Genomic DNA, 17,427 nt, shown 5'->3' on the forward strand with positions numbered 1-17,427 from the left:
TTTAAAATTATGACAGCTTTTTTTGAAGGAATTCAATACCTATTCGTTAACATTTTGTTTGCTCCTCTTGACTTTTTACGTCATTTAGAATTAAAAACATGGTTTGGTGCAAACACTATTAACTGGATTTTTATGATCATCTGTGCATGCGCAATCGTTTATTGGATTAAACAATTACGTATTTTTGATGACGCTGGAACAGAAAACCAAGATACAACGGCTCATTCATTTTTAAAATAAAAAACCAAACCCTTTAATTAAAAAGGGCTGGTGAATTTATTTTTAGATTAAATCGAAACCGATATCTTTTCTAAAATACATCTTATCAAAGCTTAGTTTATCTATGTTTTGATAAGATTTTTTTATGGCCTCTTGGAAATTATCTCCGTAAGATGTCACAGCAATTACACGTCCTCCATTAGTAACGACATTTTCGCCATCTAATTTTGTTCCTGCGTGAAAAACTATAGAATCTTCAATATTTTCTAAACCAGAAATTACTTTTCCTTTTTCGAAATCTTCAGGATATCCGCCAGAAACTACCATTACAGTTGTTGCACTTCTTGGATCAACTTCTAAATTAAAGTCTCCTAATTTCTGATCTGCAACAGACAAGAATAATTCAACCAAATCAGATTTTAATCTCGGAACAACAACTTCAGTTTCAGGATCTCCCATTCTTACGTTATATTCGATAACGATTGGTTCGTTTTTAACATTGATTAAACCAATAAAAACAAAACCTTTATATTCGATTCCGTCTTTTTGGAAACCTTCGATTGTTGGTTTTACAATACGAGTTTCAATTTTTTCCATCAAAACAGCATCAACATAAGGAACTGGAGAAACTGCTCCCATTCCGCCTGTGTTTAAACCTGTATCTCCTTCTCCAATTCTTTTATAATCTTTCGCCGTTGGAAGAATTTTATAACTTTTCCCGTCAGTTAAAACGAAACAGCTTAATTCAATTCCATCCAAGAATTCTTCAATAACCACTTTTGAACTTGCTGTTCCAAATTTTGCATGAACCAACATGTTTCTTAATTCCGTTTTGGCTTCTTCAAGATCTTGAATGATCAGAACACCTTTTCCAGCAACTAATCCGTCTGCTTTTAAAACGTAAGGAGGCTGTAAAGTTTCTAAAAACTCACATCCTTTTTCAACTGTTTCAGCTGTGAAACTGTCATAAGCTGCAGTTGGAATGTTATGTTTCATCAAGAATTCTTTTGCAAATTCTTTACTTCCTTCTAATTGCGCACCTAATTGAGATGGCCCAATAACCGGAATATGTTTTAAACTTTCATCGTTTTTAAAATAATCGTAAATACCTTTTACCAACGGATCTTCTGGTCCTACGACTACTAAACTTATATTTTCTTTAAGTACTAATGCTTTCACTGCTTCAAAATCAGTTGCAGATATTGCAACGTTTTCAGCAATTGCGGCAGTTCCTGCATTTCCAGGTACTACAAAAAGTTTTTCGCAAAGCGGACTCTGTGTCATTTTCCATGCAAAAGCATGCTCTCTTCCGCCTGATCCCAATAATAAAATTGTCATGGTGTTGTTGTATTTAGTTGTGGTGCAAAAATACTTGCTTTTGCACGTAAAAAATAATTAAATCTTCAAAAAATTGTTGGTTCTACATTGTTAGTAATTCCTAAACCTTATTTTTGACGAAAATTTTTCTGAAAAATGATTCGCCTTTTTGATATTTCCCTTCAATTAAATGGTTTTCCGATAAAGAAAGCTAAAGCCGAATTGGACAAAATTGTTCATTTTTCTGAAGAAGAATTTACGGTTTTTCTCGAAAACAAAAAGAAGGAAATTGTTGATTTTCATCTTAAAAACAATTCTTTTTATGCAGCATTAGCTGGAAATACAACTGCCGAAAATTGGGAAAATCTGCCGATTTTAAACAAACAGAATTTACAAAAACCCCTTGAAGAAAGACTTTCAAAAGGTTATTCTAAAAAATCTGTTTATCTCAACAAAACCTCTGGATCAAGCGGAACTCCTTTTGTTTTTGCCAAAGACAAATATTCACATGCCTTGACTTGGGCTTCCAATATTATGCGATTTGACTGGTTCGGAATTGATTTTAATCATTCGTATCAAGCTCGTTTTTACGGAATTCCAATGGATTTTATTGGCTATCAAAAAGAACGTTTCAAGGATTTTTTGACACATCGATTTCGTTTTCCAGTTTTTGATTTATCTGATGAAGTTCTAGAAAAATTTTTTCAAAAATTCAAAACAAAAAAATTCGATTACCTCAACGGTTATACAAGTTCTATTGTTTTATTTGCCAAATTTTTACAACAAAAAAATATCGTTTTAAATGAAATTTGTCCAACTTTAAAAGCTTGTTTTGTCACTTCGGAAATGCTCTTTGAAGCGGATAAAAAACTGTTAGAAAAACAATTCGGCATTCCGATTATTAGCGAATACGGCGCTTCTGAATTGGATTTGATTGCTTTTGAAAATCCGCAAGGCGAATGGCAAGTAAATGCAGAAACTTTGTTTGTAGAAATTTTAGATGAAAACAATAATCCTGTTCCACATGGAACAGAAGGAAAAATTGTGATTACGTCTCTATTCAACAAAGCAAATCCTTTCATTCGATATGAAATTGGCGATATTGGAATTTTGGATGAAAAAAGTACGCCTCAAAAACCAATTCTTAAAAAACTTATCGGCAGAACAAATGATGTTGCAATTCTTCCAAGTGGGAAAAAATCGCCAGGTTTGACCTTTTATTATGTAACTAAAAGCATTATTGAAGATGATGGAAACGTAAAAGAATTTATCATCAAACAAACCCAAATTGATACTTTTGAAATTGAATATGTAGCTGAAAAAGAATTAGTTTCAGAACAAATTGAAAAAATAAAACAAGCAATTGATTTGTATTTAGAACCCAATCTAAATTTCACTTTTACTCGAAAAACAGTTTTAGAAAGAACCAATCGCGGGAAACTGAAACAGTTTAAATCTTATTTGTAAATAAAATATTACATTTGTTTTTTATTTAAAAACTTATGGACGATAACTCTTTACTTTCTGAAGAAACAATTTCAAATAAAATATATTTTATTCGTGGTCAAAAAGTGATGCTCGATAGTGATCTGGCTTCTCTTTATGATGTCGAAACTAAGCGATTAAATGAGCAGGTAAAAAGAAATTTGTCAAGATTCCCAGAAGATTTTATGTTTCAACTAACTGAAAATGAATATAATTCTTCAAGGTCGCAATTTGCGACCTTGAAGAATGGTAGAGGTTCAAACTTAAAATACCTTCCTTATGCCTTTACTGAACACGGCATACTTATGCTTTCAAGTATCTTAAAAAGCGACAAGGCAATTCAAACCAATATTCAAATTATGAGAATTTTTACGAAAGTGAGACAAATGCTTTTGGATACAACCGAAATTAAAGTTGATATTTTACAGATTCAGAAGAAGTTAGAAAACCACGATAAAAATATTGAATTGGTTTTTTCTTATTTAGATGAATTAACTGAGAAGAAAGAAAATGAATCTGAAAGAGTGAAGATTGGCTATAAAAAATAATTCTTTAAGGTCACAAATTGTGACCTTAAAGAATACTAAACTTTCTTAATATATTTTGTTTTGATTATCAACTGAGTAAACAAAAACCTCATCATCAATAAAACAGAAAAAACGAGATTATACCTGTGAAATTCCCTGTAAACACCAAAATTATGTTTGATCAATTTAAATTTTGAAGAAGAAACAGAATCTTTTCTAATTCTATAAAAAGCTAAAGGTTCTGCGACTGGTTTTGCTATTTTAATTTGCTTCAAAATTGTTAGCCAAATTCTCCAATCCTGACGTTTTTGTGTGGTTTCAAGAATAATTTTTCCGAAATAATCTGCATCATAAATGGCTGTCAAATTGCCTACATAATTACAGAAAAATAATTCTTTATAAGTTAATGGATTTGGTGATTCAACCCTTCTGTTTAAATCGTTTCCTTCTTCATCAATAGAATCGTAAAAACTAAAAGTAAAGTGTAAATTATTTGTTTTTAGAAACTGAATTTGTTTTTCTAATTTCTCAGGAAACCATAAATCATCGGCATCTAAGTAGGCAATATATTTTCCTGTGGCTTTTTCTAAAGCGGTATTTCGGGCAAAACCATTTCCGCGATTTTCTGGTAATTTGAAGAGTTTTATTCGATTGTCATTTTTCGCAAACCCTTCAATTATTGCAACCGTTTTATCTGTTGAAGCATCATCAGCCAGAATCATTTCCCAATTGCTATAAGTTTGATTTTGAACAGATTCAATTGTTTGTCTAATGAACTTTTCAGTATTATATGTTGGTACAATAATAGAAACTAATTCGTTCATCTACAACAGATTTATTTGGAGTTTAATTAAAAAACAGCCCGAATTCAATTGGAAATTCGAGCTGTTATAAAGTTTTTATTTGATATAACTAGAAAAATCTTTGTGTTCTTCTTTTGCAAGCTCTTCCGGAGATAATGATTTGAAATACTCATAAGTAATTTTCATTCCTTCGGCACGACTTACTTTTGCTTCCCAGCCTAATAATTCCTTTGCTTTTGTTGTATCGGGCTGACGTTGTAATGGATCATTTATTGGCAACGGATGATAAACCACTTTTTGGTTTGTACCTGTGAGTTTTATAATTTCTTCAGCAAAATCTTTAATAGTGATTTCGTCTGGATTTCCAATATTTACTGGATATACATAATCAGAATGTAATAATCTGTAAATACCTTCTACTTGGTCGTCTACATAACAGAAAGAACGCGTTTGCATTCCGTCTCCAAAAATCGTTAAATCTTCGCCACGTAAAGCCTGTCCAATAAAAGCAGGAATTACACGTCCGTCGTTTAGCCGCATTCTTGGACCATATGTATTAAAAATACGTACTATTCTAGTTTCTACACCGTGAAAAGTATGGTAAGCCATTGTGATTGATTCCTGAAAACGTTTTGCTTCGTCATAAACGCCACGCGGACCTATTGTATTTACGTTTCCGTAGTATTCTTCCGTTTGCGGATGTACTAAAGGGTCTCCATAAACTTCAGATGTTGATGCAATTAGAATTCTTGCTTTTTTAACTCTTGCCAATCCAAGCAAATTGTGTGTTCCTAAAGATCCTACTTTTAAAGTCTGAATCGGAATTTTTAAATAATCAATCGGACTTGCTGGCGATGCAAAGTGCAATATATAATCTAAATCGCCAGGAACATGAACAAACTTAGTGATATCGTGATGATAAAATTCGAAGTTTTCTAATTTGAATAAATGTTCAATATTTTTAAGATCTCCTGTAATTAAATTATCCATTCCGATTACAAAGTAACCTTCCTTAATAAATCTGTCACATAAATGCGATCCTAAAAATCCTGCCGCTCCAGTAATAAGTATTCTTTTCATTTCATTATTTTCTGTTCATTACAATTATTTACCAAATTAAACATGCAGTAAAAAATTATAAAGAAAATTATTCCTCTTTGTCGACTCAAAAAAGATTCGGTCAAAAATAAGATTATCATTGTTACTGCGAAAGCAATATGTATAAAATCTTTATTGAAAATTCCTTTTCTAATGGTAGCAAACAACATACTTACTACTATTAAAAAGCCAAATATTCCTAATTCTGAAAATATTTGAACATATTCATTATGGAAGTTAAATTCTCCGTAATTTGGGTATAGGTTATGTTCTTTGACCTTTTCTTTTATTTTATTTTGCGAAGCATCTAATCCAAATCCTGTGAAAAAAATATTCTCTTCCTCAAGCATTTCTTTAAAAATTCTTATCTGAAAAAGTCTAAATGCTGTACCTGGAAAAAAATCATTTTGTTGAAATTGATCTTGGTTCCACGCTTGTTTTAAACTAATATTATAGATTCGTCCCTGATTCTTTTCTATAGTTTTATTCAAAGATCCATCAACAAATATGGTTTCAAATTCAATCATAAATCGGTCTCTAACCGGTTTAATAAAAAGTACAGAACTTATAGAAACTATAATGACTGCCAACAATATTATTTTCTTTGTTTTTTTGGAAACAGGAGAGAAAAACGAATAATACATTATTGTCATTATTAAATCGACTACAATGATATTTTTAGATGACAATAAAAATATAAAGACAATAAGAATCGAAAGTCCTATTTTATCAACAATTGACTTTTCTTTTTTAGAAAGAAAGAAAAACATGGCTAATGAAGCAAAAACAGCCATATAAATTGCATTTAACTCTAAAGTAACTAGTTCGTGATAGAAAAAGACTTCTTTGTTTCCAGAATTTATAAATTTTACAACCGCCCTTAAAATATAGAATACCGCAAAACCCGTTATGGCAAAACTGTACGATCTTAAAATCTTGTTTATATCGTTTCGATTTATTTTTGGTAAGTCGCAAAATGCTAAAGGAATCAATAAAAATAAAACTTCTTTTTGTAATCCCTTGATTGTCTCCTTGCTTCCAATAGTCCAAAAAAGTGACATAAGCATTAAAACATACAATAGAATTGGAAGCAACAAAACCTTAGGAAGTGAAAAATGTGCTTTTTTAAATTTGACTAAAGAAACCAATAAAAAAACAATGCAAGTTAAACTCCCTATCGAATGTTTTAACGGAAGGGTAATCAACATTGCGCTTAAAAGAAAAATTAGCAATGTTTTGTTTTGCCATAATTCATCGATTTTACTGAAGGCTTTTTTCAAATAATCTGAGGTACGATTCATTTATTTTATTCCAATTAAATTCTTGAATTATTGTATCGAAGTTATTCTGAACCATTTGGTTATTTTCTTTTCTATTTACCGTTTCGATCAGGCGTTTAACATCTGTCGCATAAAAAAGTAAAATGCATTTTCTTGTAAAATTGCATGGTTAAATTTATTGTTGTGCGCTACAATTAATGCTTTTGCTGCCATAGCTTCTAGCAAAGATGGATTTGTCCCTCCTACAGAATGCCCATGAAAATAAAGATTAGAAAAATATCTCAAATTGTCTAAATGCTCTTTATTATAAATTCCTCCTATAAAACGTATATTCGAATAAGCATTAAATTTCTTTTTAAGATAATTTCCAAAACTATTATCTTTATTTCCTACGACCAATATGTCTTTATCATCTTTACTATCAACAATTCCGTCTAAAATTATTTCGATGTTATTCTCAGGTTCAAAGCGGGCAATCAATAAGTTGTACTTGTTTTTTTCTACATTATATAATGAAAGTACTTCTTCGTTTTCTTTAAGGAAAGGTTCAGCACCATAAGCAATGTAAGTTGCATCAATGCTATATTTCTCTTGCAGATATTGTTTAATGCCAATAGAATCTGCCACTAGATAATCGCTGCTTTTCACTGCTTTCTTTTCGGCAAACTTTAGAAATTTTTGGGTATTGTACGAATATTTAGTTCTCTTCCACTCCAATCCATCCATATTGGTAATAATAACTGCTTTTTTGGGTAAGAGAAAAGACCATATAGAACTGCTTGTGTATCCTAATTGTAAAATAATATCAAAATTTCTCTTTCTAGAATCGAGAATACAATTCAAATCGTAAATAAATTGTCCAGCAGAACCTATTTTGTTTTCAGGGTCATATTGATGAATAATATTTACTCCCTTGTAGTTCTTCTCTTGAAAAACATGATTATGGGAATTATAAACATAAACCTCATGTTTTTGTTGTACTAAATAGACAGCAAAAATTTCAGCAAACTGCTCAAAACCGCCATAATTATTAGGGATTCCTCTGGTACCAAGAATGGCTATTTTCATCTAAATTTTATCAATCTGAAATCAAAAATAGCAATTTTAAAATTCTTAATAATTTAATTACAAACAAATTCGTTTTTAATTAATGAATATTTAATTTAATTTCTACTTTTGTTTGGAAGCGACTAAAATAGCACCTATGATTAATTTTGAATATCTGGAAAACCATTTAGATGATTTGCGTTTAAAATATTTAACTGCCAGACCATTTCCACATTTAATAATAGATGCCTTTTGTGAAGAAGAAAAATTACTAAAAGCCCATAAAAGCATTCCTGAACTCAACAATAAAAGCCGCGATTATTCTTTTGCAAATAATAAATTTGAAAAATCAAATTATAAAGAATTAGGCCCTGAATTGAATGAGCTTTATAATGATCTCTCGTCTGAAAGATTCAATAAAATCATATCGTACATAACATCAAAATCAATTTTTGTTGACCCAAAAAATCACGGCGGAGGATTACATCAGGGCAAGAAAAATAGTTTTCTAGATATGCACTTAGACTTTAATTACCATCCTATTAACAAAAATTGGTATCGAGAGTTAAACTTACTTTTGTATTTAAATAAAGATTGGAAACCGGAATATAAAGGAGGTTTAAAAATTTGTGATTTAAGAACTGGTGAAGAAGCTGAACTAGATGTTCCTTTTAATCGTTTAATTATCCAACAATGCGCACCTTATACACTTCATGGATATGATATGACTAATTTTCCTGAAGGAAGCTATAGAACATCAATCGCGACATATGCCTATCAAATTCATAAAAAGCTAATTGAAAAACCACGTACAACAGATTGGTTTCCAAAAGAAGATGCTTCTTTTTTAAAAAAACAATTTGCAAAAAATTATAACTTTTTAGTGCAAACGAAGAATAAATTATTTGGAAGCAATACTGCTAAAAATCAGTAAATCAAATTATTTCGTTTTTGTTATAAGATGATATAAAATCTCTGCTGATTTTTTCCAGCTGTATTTTTCTTTAATGTCTTCTGCCATTCTTTCGAAATCTGAACTTAAGTTTTCGTCCAATATTTTTTGGAGCTTTATATTAAATTCAGCTTGATTATAAGGATCAAAATAAAAATCTTTGAAAAAACTAAAATCGGACATTGCCGTTTTATTGGAGCAAATTGTCGGTATTTTTGCCGCTACTGATTCTAATGGAGGAATTCCGAAACCTTCTGCTATAGAAGGATAAACAGCTGCATTTGCTCCTCTTAACAATAATAACATGGTCTTAAAATCAATGTTTTTTAAAGTTATGATCTTCTTTTTTATTTCAGAATCGAGTTTGTTAAATACTTCAGTAAATTGAGGATTCTCTAAAGTATCATTTCCTAAAAAAAGAAGTTCGTATTCTTTATATAATTCCAGATTTAAAAAAGCTTTTAAAACCATTTGATGATTTTTTCTTGGCTCCCATCGGCTTACATAAATAATATACTTTTTTAATGAAAAAATTTTTGCGACTTCAGCCTTAATTGATTCTTTATCATATGCTTCAAAAAAGATTTCATCAATTGCATTTGGAGTAATCTCATAATTTGACATTACAAAATGCTGTCGGATTTTTTCTTTGGAATACTCTGAAACTGTTAATCTGATTTCTGACCATTTAGCACTTTGTTTATATAAAAACGTGTTGATCGTTTTACTAAAGAAAGAGAAATATTCTGGAAAATCGATAAACAATATATCGTGTGTTGTCACTATGTATTTACATCTTTTAAATGGCGAAACAGTATATTGAAAATGGGCAAAATCTATTTTATACTTTTTGATAATCTGCGGAACATCAATAAGTAATCTCAAATATTTGTTTTGATATTTATACTTCAAATAAGTAACATTTGAATGATTACCAAAAACAGTCGCCAAATTATCGGGATGGGAAGAGACTAGAAAAAAATGAAGATCTTGTTTTGTAATTAATTCAGAATATAAACCTTGTATATATGTTCTAGTTCCTTGAAAACCACTATCAAAAACATGGCAGTCAACAAAAATGCTAGTTGTGTTTTTAATACTCATTTTTTATTCTTTTTTGACTATTATGCTCTCTAATCATTACTTCTCTAAGAGCAACCAAGAATCCAATTATTATCGATTTATTGTCAAGTTTTAAGTACAATCCTAAAAATACCCAGTTTGATACTATCAAAAAAACGCTTGATCCTATTAATAAATAATTTATTGTTTGCACATTGTCAATATCCGATTTTTTTTGTCGGAACAAAACAACTAAAAAAGTCAATAGAAATAAAACGCCTAATATTCCCGATTTTAAAAACACTGTCATATATCCGTTGTGTACAATTGGAATATACTGAACATATTCGTGATCATTGGTCCATACTTTTCTTCCGAGATTTAATGTAGATCCTAAACCTTCTCCAAAAAGTATTGCTCTATTTCCGTTTGCCGAAACTTGGTTTACAGCAATTATATTCTCAAATGATCTATAATTGTCATTAAAATCTTTCCAATCATCCTTGTCGATTCGAGTTTTAAAAGCTTCTTTTGGAGCGATTTTTATTTTATATAAAAAGGCTTGGATTCCTCTTCCTTCCCTTTTCGGATTAATATAAACAATGGCTGCATAGCCGATAATCGCAGCCAGTACAATGGATAAAATTACTTTTAAAGATCTTTTATTAAAGGTTAAATATCCTTTTAAACCAACATATAAAATCACAAACTGAATTAAATTTGTACGTGCCAAATATAAAAAACTTGACAAGCCTATTGTTGCTATTAAAAATAATCTTTGATTCTTTGAAATTTCTAGTTTAAAGTCTTTATAGAAAATGAGAATAATTAGTATATAAATCTCATAATCACTAAAATACCCTCCACGATCTCTTAAAAGATTTACACTTAAAGTTCTAAATTCTATTACTGCAAAAAGTAACATTATTAAGTGTATAATAGAAATTGCTAATCCGGTATAAACCAATACTTTTAAAGCTAGTTTGCTACTAAATCTGCAGAGTTGATATCCTACTAATAATCCTAAAATAGGTTTAACCAAATACGTAAAATCTCTTATAAATAAAAAAGCGGTTGTTTTATTGAAAAAAGTAGAAACAATTGCAATTAAAAGTATGGACAAAAAAATGGCATTGTACTGAATTATCGTAAAAGAGTATTTTCTTTTAATTGTTATCAATAACGTTAAAGACCAAACAGCAAAAGTAAGTTCATAATTGGCAAACAAAGAAACCACAATGCAAAGCAAAAATAAAATCTGATAGGGAAAATTTTTATAAATTGTGATATTCATTATTACTTATTCAATTTAATCATTGGTTTTAAAACTAAACAATAGGCAATTATCACCAGTATTTCGATAATAATTGTAGCAATAAAAGCACCTTGCAATCCGATGTTTTTTACTAATAGAAAAAATACAAGTAAACTAAAAACAGAAGAACCAATTGTAATATGTATATATACCCTATTTCTGTCTAATGCAAAAAGCAATTGTTTTAAAGCAAAAGAAATTGCCATAAATATGGGTATAATTAAACCTAACCTAAAAAAGAATGCCATTGATTCTAATTCATTTGAAGGAATATTGAAATATAACAAAATCTGCTCTGTTAAAACAAATGCAATAAATACTAATGATAGAACAAATAGATAATTTAAGCCATTATATTTCAGCCAATTATAAATACCTTTTTTTAAATTCAAGTGTATCTGCAAACAAACATCGGCATATATAAAATTAAAAAACATTTGCAGATATGTTCTAAAAGTCATTATAATCTGTTCTATAATTCTATATTGTCCTGCCATGCCATTTCCGCCCACATAACTAATTATCATTATGGGCAGATATTGATAAAACGAAAGAAACAATTGTGAAAATGTTAGAGAGAATTCCTCTTTTAACAACTGTAAAGCGTCTTTAGTAACATTGTTGTAGAACCTTAAATTGTATTTTTTTATAAGACTAGCCAATCCTATCAAACTTGAAATTATCAATCCTAATCCCAAATAAGCATTGGCATAAATATAATCATCCTTTTTATGGATAAAAATAAAAATGCCAGCCACATAGATTATTTTAGAAATAATATTAATGAAAGAGATCCATTTGTAATTTTCTAAACCCTGAAAAATCCAAGTGGGATTTATTAATTGACCTATTACATACAAAAAACTAAAAAAGAAAACGGCTTGTTCCTTATTAAAAAATGGGACAAAATAAATAAGTAAAAGAGCTGCAAATAGTAAAATTACAGTCAAAAACAATTTCATTACATAAATAGAAACTATTTTCTTTTTTATAATTTCAGGATTGTTTCTGTTAATTGATATTTCTTTAGTTCCGTTAATGTAAGAACCATAATCAACTAAAACATTTAATATTAAAGCAAACGAAAAACCAACCGCAATCTTTCCTAATCCTTCTTTTTCGCAAATAGCAACCAAATATGGTACAACCAGCAGCGGACTAACCAGATTAATAATCTGACCAATGCCGTAAATAACAAAATTTTTCATTCGGTTATTCTGCAATATCTTTAAGTATTTTGATCTAAACAAGATAATAAGATTGGTTTACAAATGCGACAAAGATTCAAGATGATTTAAAAAATAGATAGAAAGTTACAGAATCTTTTATAACGAAACTAGATAAAAAGAGCCACAAAATTGTGGCTCTTAGATATTTATAAAGTAAAGTTATTTTACGATTAATTGAATTTGATCATAAAGCGCTTTCTCTGAATAAAACAACGGATCATATTTTCCTTCTTTTGTTTTGAAGTTTTGAATAGTTGAATTTTTCTTGTCTAGAATTTTTATACAATCATTTGGTATAAAATAGTTAAAAAATAGCGAGTCTTTAGCTTCAAAACTTTTGCTATAGTATTTCATTCTAAAATTCTTAATAACAATTTCTTTTTGCGCTTCATTAGTTCCAAAATCAATTCTAATGTAATTTGGAATTACATCTTCTGGTAAGTTAAAAACAATATCTTGCTGATTCTCGTTAGCTTTTACAGCTGTCCAAACAGAATTTTCTTCTTTATAAGGAACCTCATAAGCATCCTGGCTATAATACAACTGAAAATTATCGTCTGCTTTTACAATTGCTGATAACGTTACTTGAAAATTGTTGTTCTTTACTTCAACTTCGGCTGGTTTAACCTCATCTTTATTGGCTTCTTTTTTACAAGAAGTAAACGTTACAAATAAAATTAAACTTACAAAAAATAGTTTTGTTTTCATTTTGGAAATTTTTGGCTAATTTAGTTTTTAAACTTTAAAAAAAGCTTTACCTCGATAATACTATTATATTTTTTTTAGACTGTTTTTTCTACAATTAATGACTTTTGTTTTCTGTAAAAATTCTTAAAATATTGTAGAGAAATATAAATTAAAATAAACAAGAAAGGAAATAACAATTTCTTGTGTCCATAAAGAATACCTTTTTTCTCGATATTTATTGTTGTACTAATATCTTTGATAATTTTATCGTATCCTATTAATTCAAGTCTATGGCTTCCTTGTTCATTAACTAAATCTCCTTTTGTTCTAATGACATCATTAAGCTGATTATTTTCATTATAATAAACTAATTTGTCACTTTTTTGAGAGTTTGCGTTAGCAGAAAATTCATTTAAGACCCCATCTATTTGAGCAATAGTGACTTCATTTTGTGCCATTTTTGCTTTGACATTTGCCAGTTGTGCTTCCTGAATTTTTTTATAATATTCCGCTTCGTTTAAATATTTCAAGATAGGCTCTATAATTTCTTTATCATCAATTAAACCATCAGTTCTAATTGAAATACTATGAAAACGGTAATTCTTACTAGTTATATCATCCGAAATAATCTTTTTTATATCTCCATTATCAGCCATTAACTTTATTAATTCAAAATTTTCAGGCTTATTATTTATAAAATTATAAACGTCTGCAACAGGTTCAATTTCTATAGTAACCAGTTTATTTGGTTTTTTAATACCTACATTTTTCTTTAAAAATAAGCTATCGTCTTCATTGATTTTTGAGCTTATCAAATCAATTTTTGAATATAGATATTCTATGCTTCCAAAATTTGGCGCCACAATAATCTGATGGTCATATTTCTTTTGAGTTTTGTCTAAAAAAAGACCAATACCAAACCCAACAATAATTAAAATTGCCGAAATCTTCCAATTCTTAATAAAGAACTGAATTGCATTGAAAATAGATCTTTTAGTAGATTCAAAAAATCCATTAATCTTTTTTGAAACATCAGCTAAATCAATCTCTTGATCTGTATTATCCTGCGGTACTTTTGTACTCATTCACAATTTATTTTATATTGAAAATCTGCTCTAAAATTTTAATCGTAATTAAATAAGTAGGTTTTACACCAGTTGTTCCCAATCCGCCTGAAGCCAAAGTGCTTCCTGTTTCAAGAGGATTATCTGATGCATAATAGGCGTAACGAACTTTTATATCGTGCGGAACGCTTTTTCTAATTTTTGATGCTGACTGAATCGCTTTTTGGTAATAAGAACCTTCCATTTCTAGACCGATTACACCCCAAGTCGATTCGTGGAAAAACTTCAATAAATCTCTGTTTTGCAATGACGTTCCTAAAACAGTAACCATTGCTCCTTCGTAAATATCAATGTCATTTCCTTCGAACATAGAACCTGTTAGTTCATTTTCGAAGAAATAGTTATCGGCCGTTCCTTCGTTAATATGAGCAGAAGGAATCATGATATCTCCTTTTCCACCTTCTAGAATTCCTGCTTTACCCATAATAGAAACCGATTTTATATTTAGTAAAGTTTCTTTTTTATATGGTTTTAAGAGCTCATCAATAGTTTCATAAGCCTGCTCACCAAAAGCATAATCCATTACAATGATTACCGGTTTGTCTTCGCCTACATTTGCATGTGAAAATGCTGTTTTTGACCAGTCAATTTTTGCTGTATCAAAAATCTGAACATCGATATTGGTTCCTGAACAATCTGGCAACGAAATCATTCCGTTTTTTAAAGCCAAATCTTCTACTTGAGCTCTAATTTCTTTTGAGCCAGAACTACTTAATTCTTCATAAATAAAGAAATCTGTTTTTCCTTTATATTTTGTTTTCAGCAAAGGTGTTGCAAAGATCGAATTCATTACACTATGCATATTGGCACTAATTACGTGAATTGGTCTTTTCAACAAATCGTTTGCTTTTAAAACTTCTTTAATATTTGTTGCCCAGATTTCTCCATGAATATGATGACCAAGACGCTCACGTAAAACTGGACTAAAAGTAATTGTACGTTTATTGTTTTCAACAATTTCTTCGATTGCTAATTTTCCTAACCAATAAATTACGTGCAGGAAACGATCTGGTGCAGTTTCTGAACCAAAAGCATCATAGATATCCAAAACTTCCTCAAAAGTTCTCGCTAAAATATTTGCAACATGCGAAATGGCTTTTTCTTTCTCAATCTGTGTTAGCTTTTTAGTTTGCATAACAGCTTGCTCCAGTTTCTGCCAATCGCGAGAAACCTCTCCACCATCATCGATTAAAACTCTATTTTTAATTTTATGAGATTCAATAAAAATGAAAGTCAAATGTGTTAGAATATCATAAATGTCAGAACGTCCACGTGTGATTTCTACATTCATTTGTTCTTCGTCTATTCTGTAGCAATTTCTTCTTCTTTTTGGAGGAACAATCGGCTGAAAATGCGATTTAGAATATCCTTCGTCTGAAGTTAAATTAATAAAACGGCATTGCTCAATTCCAATTGGAAGACGCTCAATAACGTATAAAAGTCCGTTTAATTCTACTTTTTCTTCTGCAATATTCCCATAAATTTCTGGACGTAACGCTAATAATGATTCTCTTAAACTATCACCAGAAACTCCCATTGGTTTGTAAAAACCACGGTTGAATAAATGGCGCATTGTAATGTACATTTTTTCTATCGCCGCAGAAGATTCCTGTGCTCTTGATCTTGATATATGTTTAGTTTCTTTCATGCTTTTTTATTTTAAAAATCTTCTTCATTTTTTTTAAGAAGATACAAATATTTCGATAAACGAAATTAGGAATTATATACAAAACTTTAATGAATTCCCATTTAACAAATTGTTAGATGACCTTTTTAAAAGCCGATTTTACTTCAAATTATCTGCAATATCCCTATTATTTGATAATCTAGGTATTTTATTCTGTCCACCCAGTTTTCCTTGCGATTTCATATAATCTTGAAATCCGTTTTTAGAAACTTTAGTGATCACTACTTTTCTTAAAACATTTCCGGTAATTAAATCGTCATAATAAATGTTTTGCTTTCGCATCGAGTTATCAATCTTTTCGGCAAAAACTTCCATGTTTTCTGGCTCTTTTTCAAATTCTACAAACCATTCGTGGTAAGGTAATCCGCTAGCTGGCGTAATTTGTGGTGCTACGGTAAATTCGTTAATAACAATATTGGTAGAATTTATAGCTTCTTTCATCGCATTTTCGACTTCATTAGCAATTACGTGCTCTCCAAAAGCCGAAATATAATGTTTAATACGTCCAGAAACTATAACTCGATACGGATCCAAAGAAGTAAATTGAATAGTATCTCCAATATTATAACGCCAAAGTCCTGCATTTGTCGAAATAATCAAAACATAGTTTACTCCTACCTCAACTTCGCCAATTGTGTATACTTTCGGGTTTTCGTTAAAGAATTCATCTGCTTTTATAAACTCATAGAAAATACCAGATTTTAAAAGTAATAACATTCCTTTTTCTTTCTGTGAATCTTGGTACGCAAAAAAACCTTCAGAAGCTGGAAACAATTCTATACTGTCTACTTTCTTGCCAATCATCTGCTCAAATTTGGCACGATACGGCTCATAATTTACACCTCCGTAAATAAACAGATTGAAATTTTTGAATATTTCACTAATCTTTTTACCACCGCTTTTTTGCTGTAAACGTTCAAAATACATCTGTACCCAAGACGGAATTCCAGAAATAACAGACATATCTTCTCGTATTGTTTCATCGACAATTGCATCTACTTTGGTTTCCCAATCTTCAATACAATTCGTTTCCCAAGATGGCATTCTGTTTTTCTGCAGATATTTTGGAACAAAATGCGCCACGATTCCAGAAAGTCTTCCAAACTTAATTCCGTATTTCTCCGTTAGAATAGGACTTCCTTGCAAAAAGATCATTTTTCCGTCAACAAAATCGGCTTTTCCCGTTTCGTTAATATAATGAAGAATTGCATTTCGAGCCGCTTCTATATGAAATGGCATAGATTCTTTAGTTAACGGAATAAATTTTGCGCCAGAAGTTGTTCCAGAAGTTTTAGCAAAATATAATGGTTTTCCTTTCCAAAGAATATCAGCTTCTCCTTTTACAACCTTTTCGACATACGGTTTTAGATCTTCATAATCTCTAACTGGAACACGTTTCTGAAAATCTTCAAAAGTTTTTATCTCATTAAAATTATGATCTTTTCCAAATTCAGTGTTTTGTGCAATCTCAATCAAACTTTTAAAAACCTCATGTTGGGTTTGAATTGGCTTATTTGCCCATTTAAGAGTTTGTTTATATATTTTTCGGGCAAAAATTTTTGCCGCAATTGACTTAATTGACATTTTTAGTGGTA

At 30.0% G+C, this 17,427-nt stretch carries 16 protein-coding genes; 4 read left to right on the top strand and 12 right to left on the bottom strand.

All coding sequences use genetic code 11. The features are described from left to right. Window positions 1–9 precede the first annotated feature (9 nt). Window positions 10–240, top strand: a complete 231-nt coding sequence (locus tag P5P87_RS16625; protein ID WP_198855047.1) for a DUF6341 family protein — start codon at window positions 10–12, stop codon at window positions 238–240. Between the two features lie 42 nt (window positions 241–282). Here the strand turns inward: P5P87_RS16625 and purD are convergent, their stop codons facing one another. After that, window positions 283–1,557 (bottom strand): phosphoribosylamine--glycine ligase, encoded by a 1,275-nt coding sequence (purD, locus tag P5P87_RS16630; RefSeq protein ID WP_278019988.1) that lies wholly within the window; start codon window positions 1,555–1,557, stop codon window positions 283–285. A 135-nt stretch (window positions 1,558–1,692) separates the two neighbouring features. On the opposite strand from purD, the gene P5P87_RS16635 reads away from it, so the two are divergent. Then, a complete protein-coding gene (locus tag P5P87_RS16635) occupies window positions 1,693–3,003 on the top strand; it encodes a phenylacetate--CoA ligase family protein (RefSeq protein WP_278019989.1) in 1,311 nt (436 codons plus the stop codon). Window positions 3,004–3,038: 35 nt separating this feature from the next. Further along, window positions 3,039–3,569, top strand: a complete 531-nt coding sequence (locus tag P5P87_RS16640) for an ORF6N domain-containing protein (RefSeq protein ID WP_198855050.1) — start codon at window positions 3,039–3,041, stop codon at window positions 3,567–3,569. A 35-nt stretch (window positions 3,570–3,604) separates the two neighbouring features. Here the strand turns inward: P5P87_RS16640 and P5P87_RS16645 are convergent, their stop codons facing one another. The 4 genes from P5P87_RS16645 to P5P87_RS16660 form a co-directional block, all read right to left on the bottom strand. Continuing rightward, the gene (locus P5P87_RS16645; RefSeq protein ID WP_278019990.1) at window positions 3,605–4,372 is read right to left on the bottom strand and encodes a glycosyltransferase family 2 protein; all 768 of its coding nucleotides are present in this window, start codon (window positions 4,370–4,372) and stop codon (window positions 3,605–3,607) included. A gap of 75 nt (window positions 4,373–4,447) precedes the next feature. Beyond that, window positions 4,448–5,431 (bottom strand): UDP-glucuronic acid decarboxylase family protein, encoded by a 984-nt coding sequence (locus P5P87_RS16650; protein WP_066033174.1) that lies wholly within the window; start codon window positions 5,429–5,431, stop codon window positions 4,448–4,450. Further along, window positions 5,428–6,546, bottom strand: coding sequence for an O-antigen ligase family protein (locus P5P87_RS16655; protein ID WP_278019991.1), 1,119 nt, complete (start codon window positions 6,544–6,546; stop codon window positions 5,428–5,430). Before P5P87_RS16655 ends, P5P87_RS16650 begins: the two co-directional genes overlap by 4 nt. A gap of 291 nt (window positions 6,547–6,837) precedes the next feature. Further along, window positions 6,838–7,797, bottom strand: coding sequence for a DUF1972 domain-containing protein (locus P5P87_RS16660; RefSeq protein WP_278019992.1), 960 nt, complete (start codon window positions 7,795–7,797; stop codon window positions 6,838–6,840). A 136-nt stretch (window positions 7,798–7,933) separates the two neighbouring features. On the opposite strand from P5P87_RS16660, the gene P5P87_RS16665 reads away from it, so the two are divergent. Continuing rightward, window positions 7,934–8,710, top strand: a complete 777-nt coding sequence (locus P5P87_RS16665; RefSeq protein ID WP_198855056.1) for a 2OG-Fe(II) oxygenase — start codon at window positions 7,934–7,936, stop codon at window positions 8,708–8,710. Between the two features lie 6 nt (window positions 8,711–8,716). On the opposite strand, the gene P5P87_RS16670 is transcribed toward P5P87_RS16665, so the two are convergent. The 7 genes from P5P87_RS16670 to P5P87_RS16700 form a co-directional block, all read right to left on the bottom strand. Then, window positions 8,717–9,832, bottom strand: a complete 1,116-nt coding sequence (locus P5P87_RS16670) for a glycosyltransferase family 4 protein (protein WP_278019993.1) — start codon at window positions 9,830–9,832, stop codon at window positions 8,717–8,719. Further along, entirely contained in the window at window positions 9,822–11,084 is a 1,263-nt protein-coding gene (locus P5P87_RS16675) for a hypothetical protein (RefSeq protein WP_278019994.1), read from the bottom strand. The genes P5P87_RS16670 and P5P87_RS16675 overlap by 11 nt, the downstream gene beginning before the upstream one ends. 2 nt (window positions 11,085–11,086) lie before the next feature. Then, the gene (locus P5P87_RS16680; RefSeq protein WP_278019995.1) at window positions 11,087–12,313 is read right to left on the bottom strand and encodes an oligosaccharide flippase family protein; all 1,227 of its coding nucleotides are present in this window, start codon (window positions 12,311–12,313) and stop codon (window positions 11,087–11,089) included. Between the two features lie 180 nt (window positions 12,314–12,493). Further along, window positions 12,494–13,042 (bottom strand): hypothetical protein, encoded by a 549-nt coding sequence (locus P5P87_RS16685; protein WP_198855060.1) that lies wholly within the window; start codon window positions 13,040–13,042, stop codon window positions 12,494–12,496. A gap of 74 nt (window positions 13,043–13,116) precedes the next feature. Further along, window positions 13,117–14,106 (bottom strand): hypothetical protein, encoded by a 990-nt coding sequence (locus P5P87_RS16690; protein ID WP_278019996.1) that lies wholly within the window; start codon window positions 14,104–14,106, stop codon window positions 13,117–13,119. A gap of 7 nt (window positions 14,107–14,113) precedes the next feature. Then, on the bottom strand, window positions 14,114–15,793 hold the full coding sequence (locus P5P87_RS16695) for a DUF6909 family protein (RefSeq protein ID WP_278019997.1): 1,680 nt from the start codon (window positions 15,791–15,793) through the stop codon (window positions 14,114–14,116). A 138-nt stretch (window positions 15,794–15,931) separates the two neighbouring features. Then, window positions 15,932–17,416, bottom strand: a complete 1,485-nt coding sequence (locus P5P87_RS16700) for a GH3 auxin-responsive promoter family protein (protein WP_278019998.1) — start codon at window positions 17,414–17,416, stop codon at window positions 15,932–15,934. Between the last annotated feature and the right edge of the window lie 11 nt (window positions 17,417–17,427).

It is taken from the genome of Flavobacterium ginsengisoli (assembly GCF_029625315.1).
Lineage (GTDB): Bacteria > Bacteroidota > Bacteroidia > Flavobacteriales > Flavobacteriaceae > Flavobacterium > Flavobacterium ginsengisoli.

Bases quoted from the DNA above. Each gene is read 5' to 3' on its own strand.
- P5P87_RS16625 (WP_198855047.1), top strand. From the start codon at position 10: ATGACAGCTTTTTTTGAAGGAATTCAATACCTATTCGTTAACATTTTG.
- purD (WP_278019988.1), bottom strand. From the start codon at position 1,557: ATGACAATTTTATTATTGGGATCAGGCGGAAGAGAGCATGCTTTTGCA.
- P5P87_RS16635 (WP_278019989.1), top strand. From the start codon at position 1,693: ATGATTCGCCTTTTTGATATTTCCCTTCAATTAAATGGTTTTCCGATA.
- P5P87_RS16640 (WP_198855050.1), top strand. From the start codon at position 3,039: ATGGACGATAACTCTTTACTTTCTGAAGAAACAATTTCAAATAAAATA.
- P5P87_RS16645 (WP_278019990.1), bottom strand. From the start codon at position 4,372: ATGAACGAATTAGTTTCTATTATTGTACCAACATATAATACTGAAAAG.
- P5P87_RS16650 (WP_066033174.1), bottom strand. From the start codon at position 5,431: ATGAAAAGAATACTTATTACTGGAGCGGCAGGATTTTTAGGATCGCAT.
- P5P87_RS16660 (WP_278019992.1), bottom strand. From the start codon at position 7,797: ATGAAAATAGCCATTCTTGGTACCAGAGGAATCCCTAATAATTATGGC.
- P5P87_RS16665 (WP_198855056.1), top strand. From the start codon at position 7,934: ATGATTAATTTTGAATATCTGGAAAACCATTTAGATGATTTGCGTTTA.
- P5P87_RS16670 (WP_278019993.1), bottom strand. From the start codon at position 9,832: ATGAGTATTAAAAACACAACTAGCATTTTTGTTGACTGCCATGTTTTT.
- P5P87_RS16675 (WP_278019994.1), bottom strand. From the start codon at position 11,084: ATGAATATCACAATTTATAAAAATTTTCCCTATCAGATTTTATTTTTG.
- P5P87_RS16680 (WP_278019995.1), bottom strand. From the start codon at position 12,313: ATGAAAAATTTTGTTATTTACGGCATTGGTCAGATTATTAATCTGGTT.
- P5P87_RS16685 (WP_198855060.1), bottom strand. From the start codon at position 13,042: ATGAAAACAAAACTATTTTTTGTAAGTTTAATTTTATTTGTAACGTTT.
- P5P87_RS16690 (WP_278019996.1), bottom strand. From the start codon at position 14,106: ATGAGTACAAAAGTACCGCAGGATAATACAGATCAAGAGATTGATTTA.
- P5P87_RS16695 (WP_278019997.1), bottom strand. From the start codon at position 15,793: ATGAAAGAAACTAAACATATATCAAGATCAAGAGCACAGGAATCTTCT.
- P5P87_RS16700 (WP_278019998.1), bottom strand. From the start codon at position 17,416: ATGTCAATTAAGTCAATTGCGGCAAAAATTTTTGCCCGAAAAATATAT.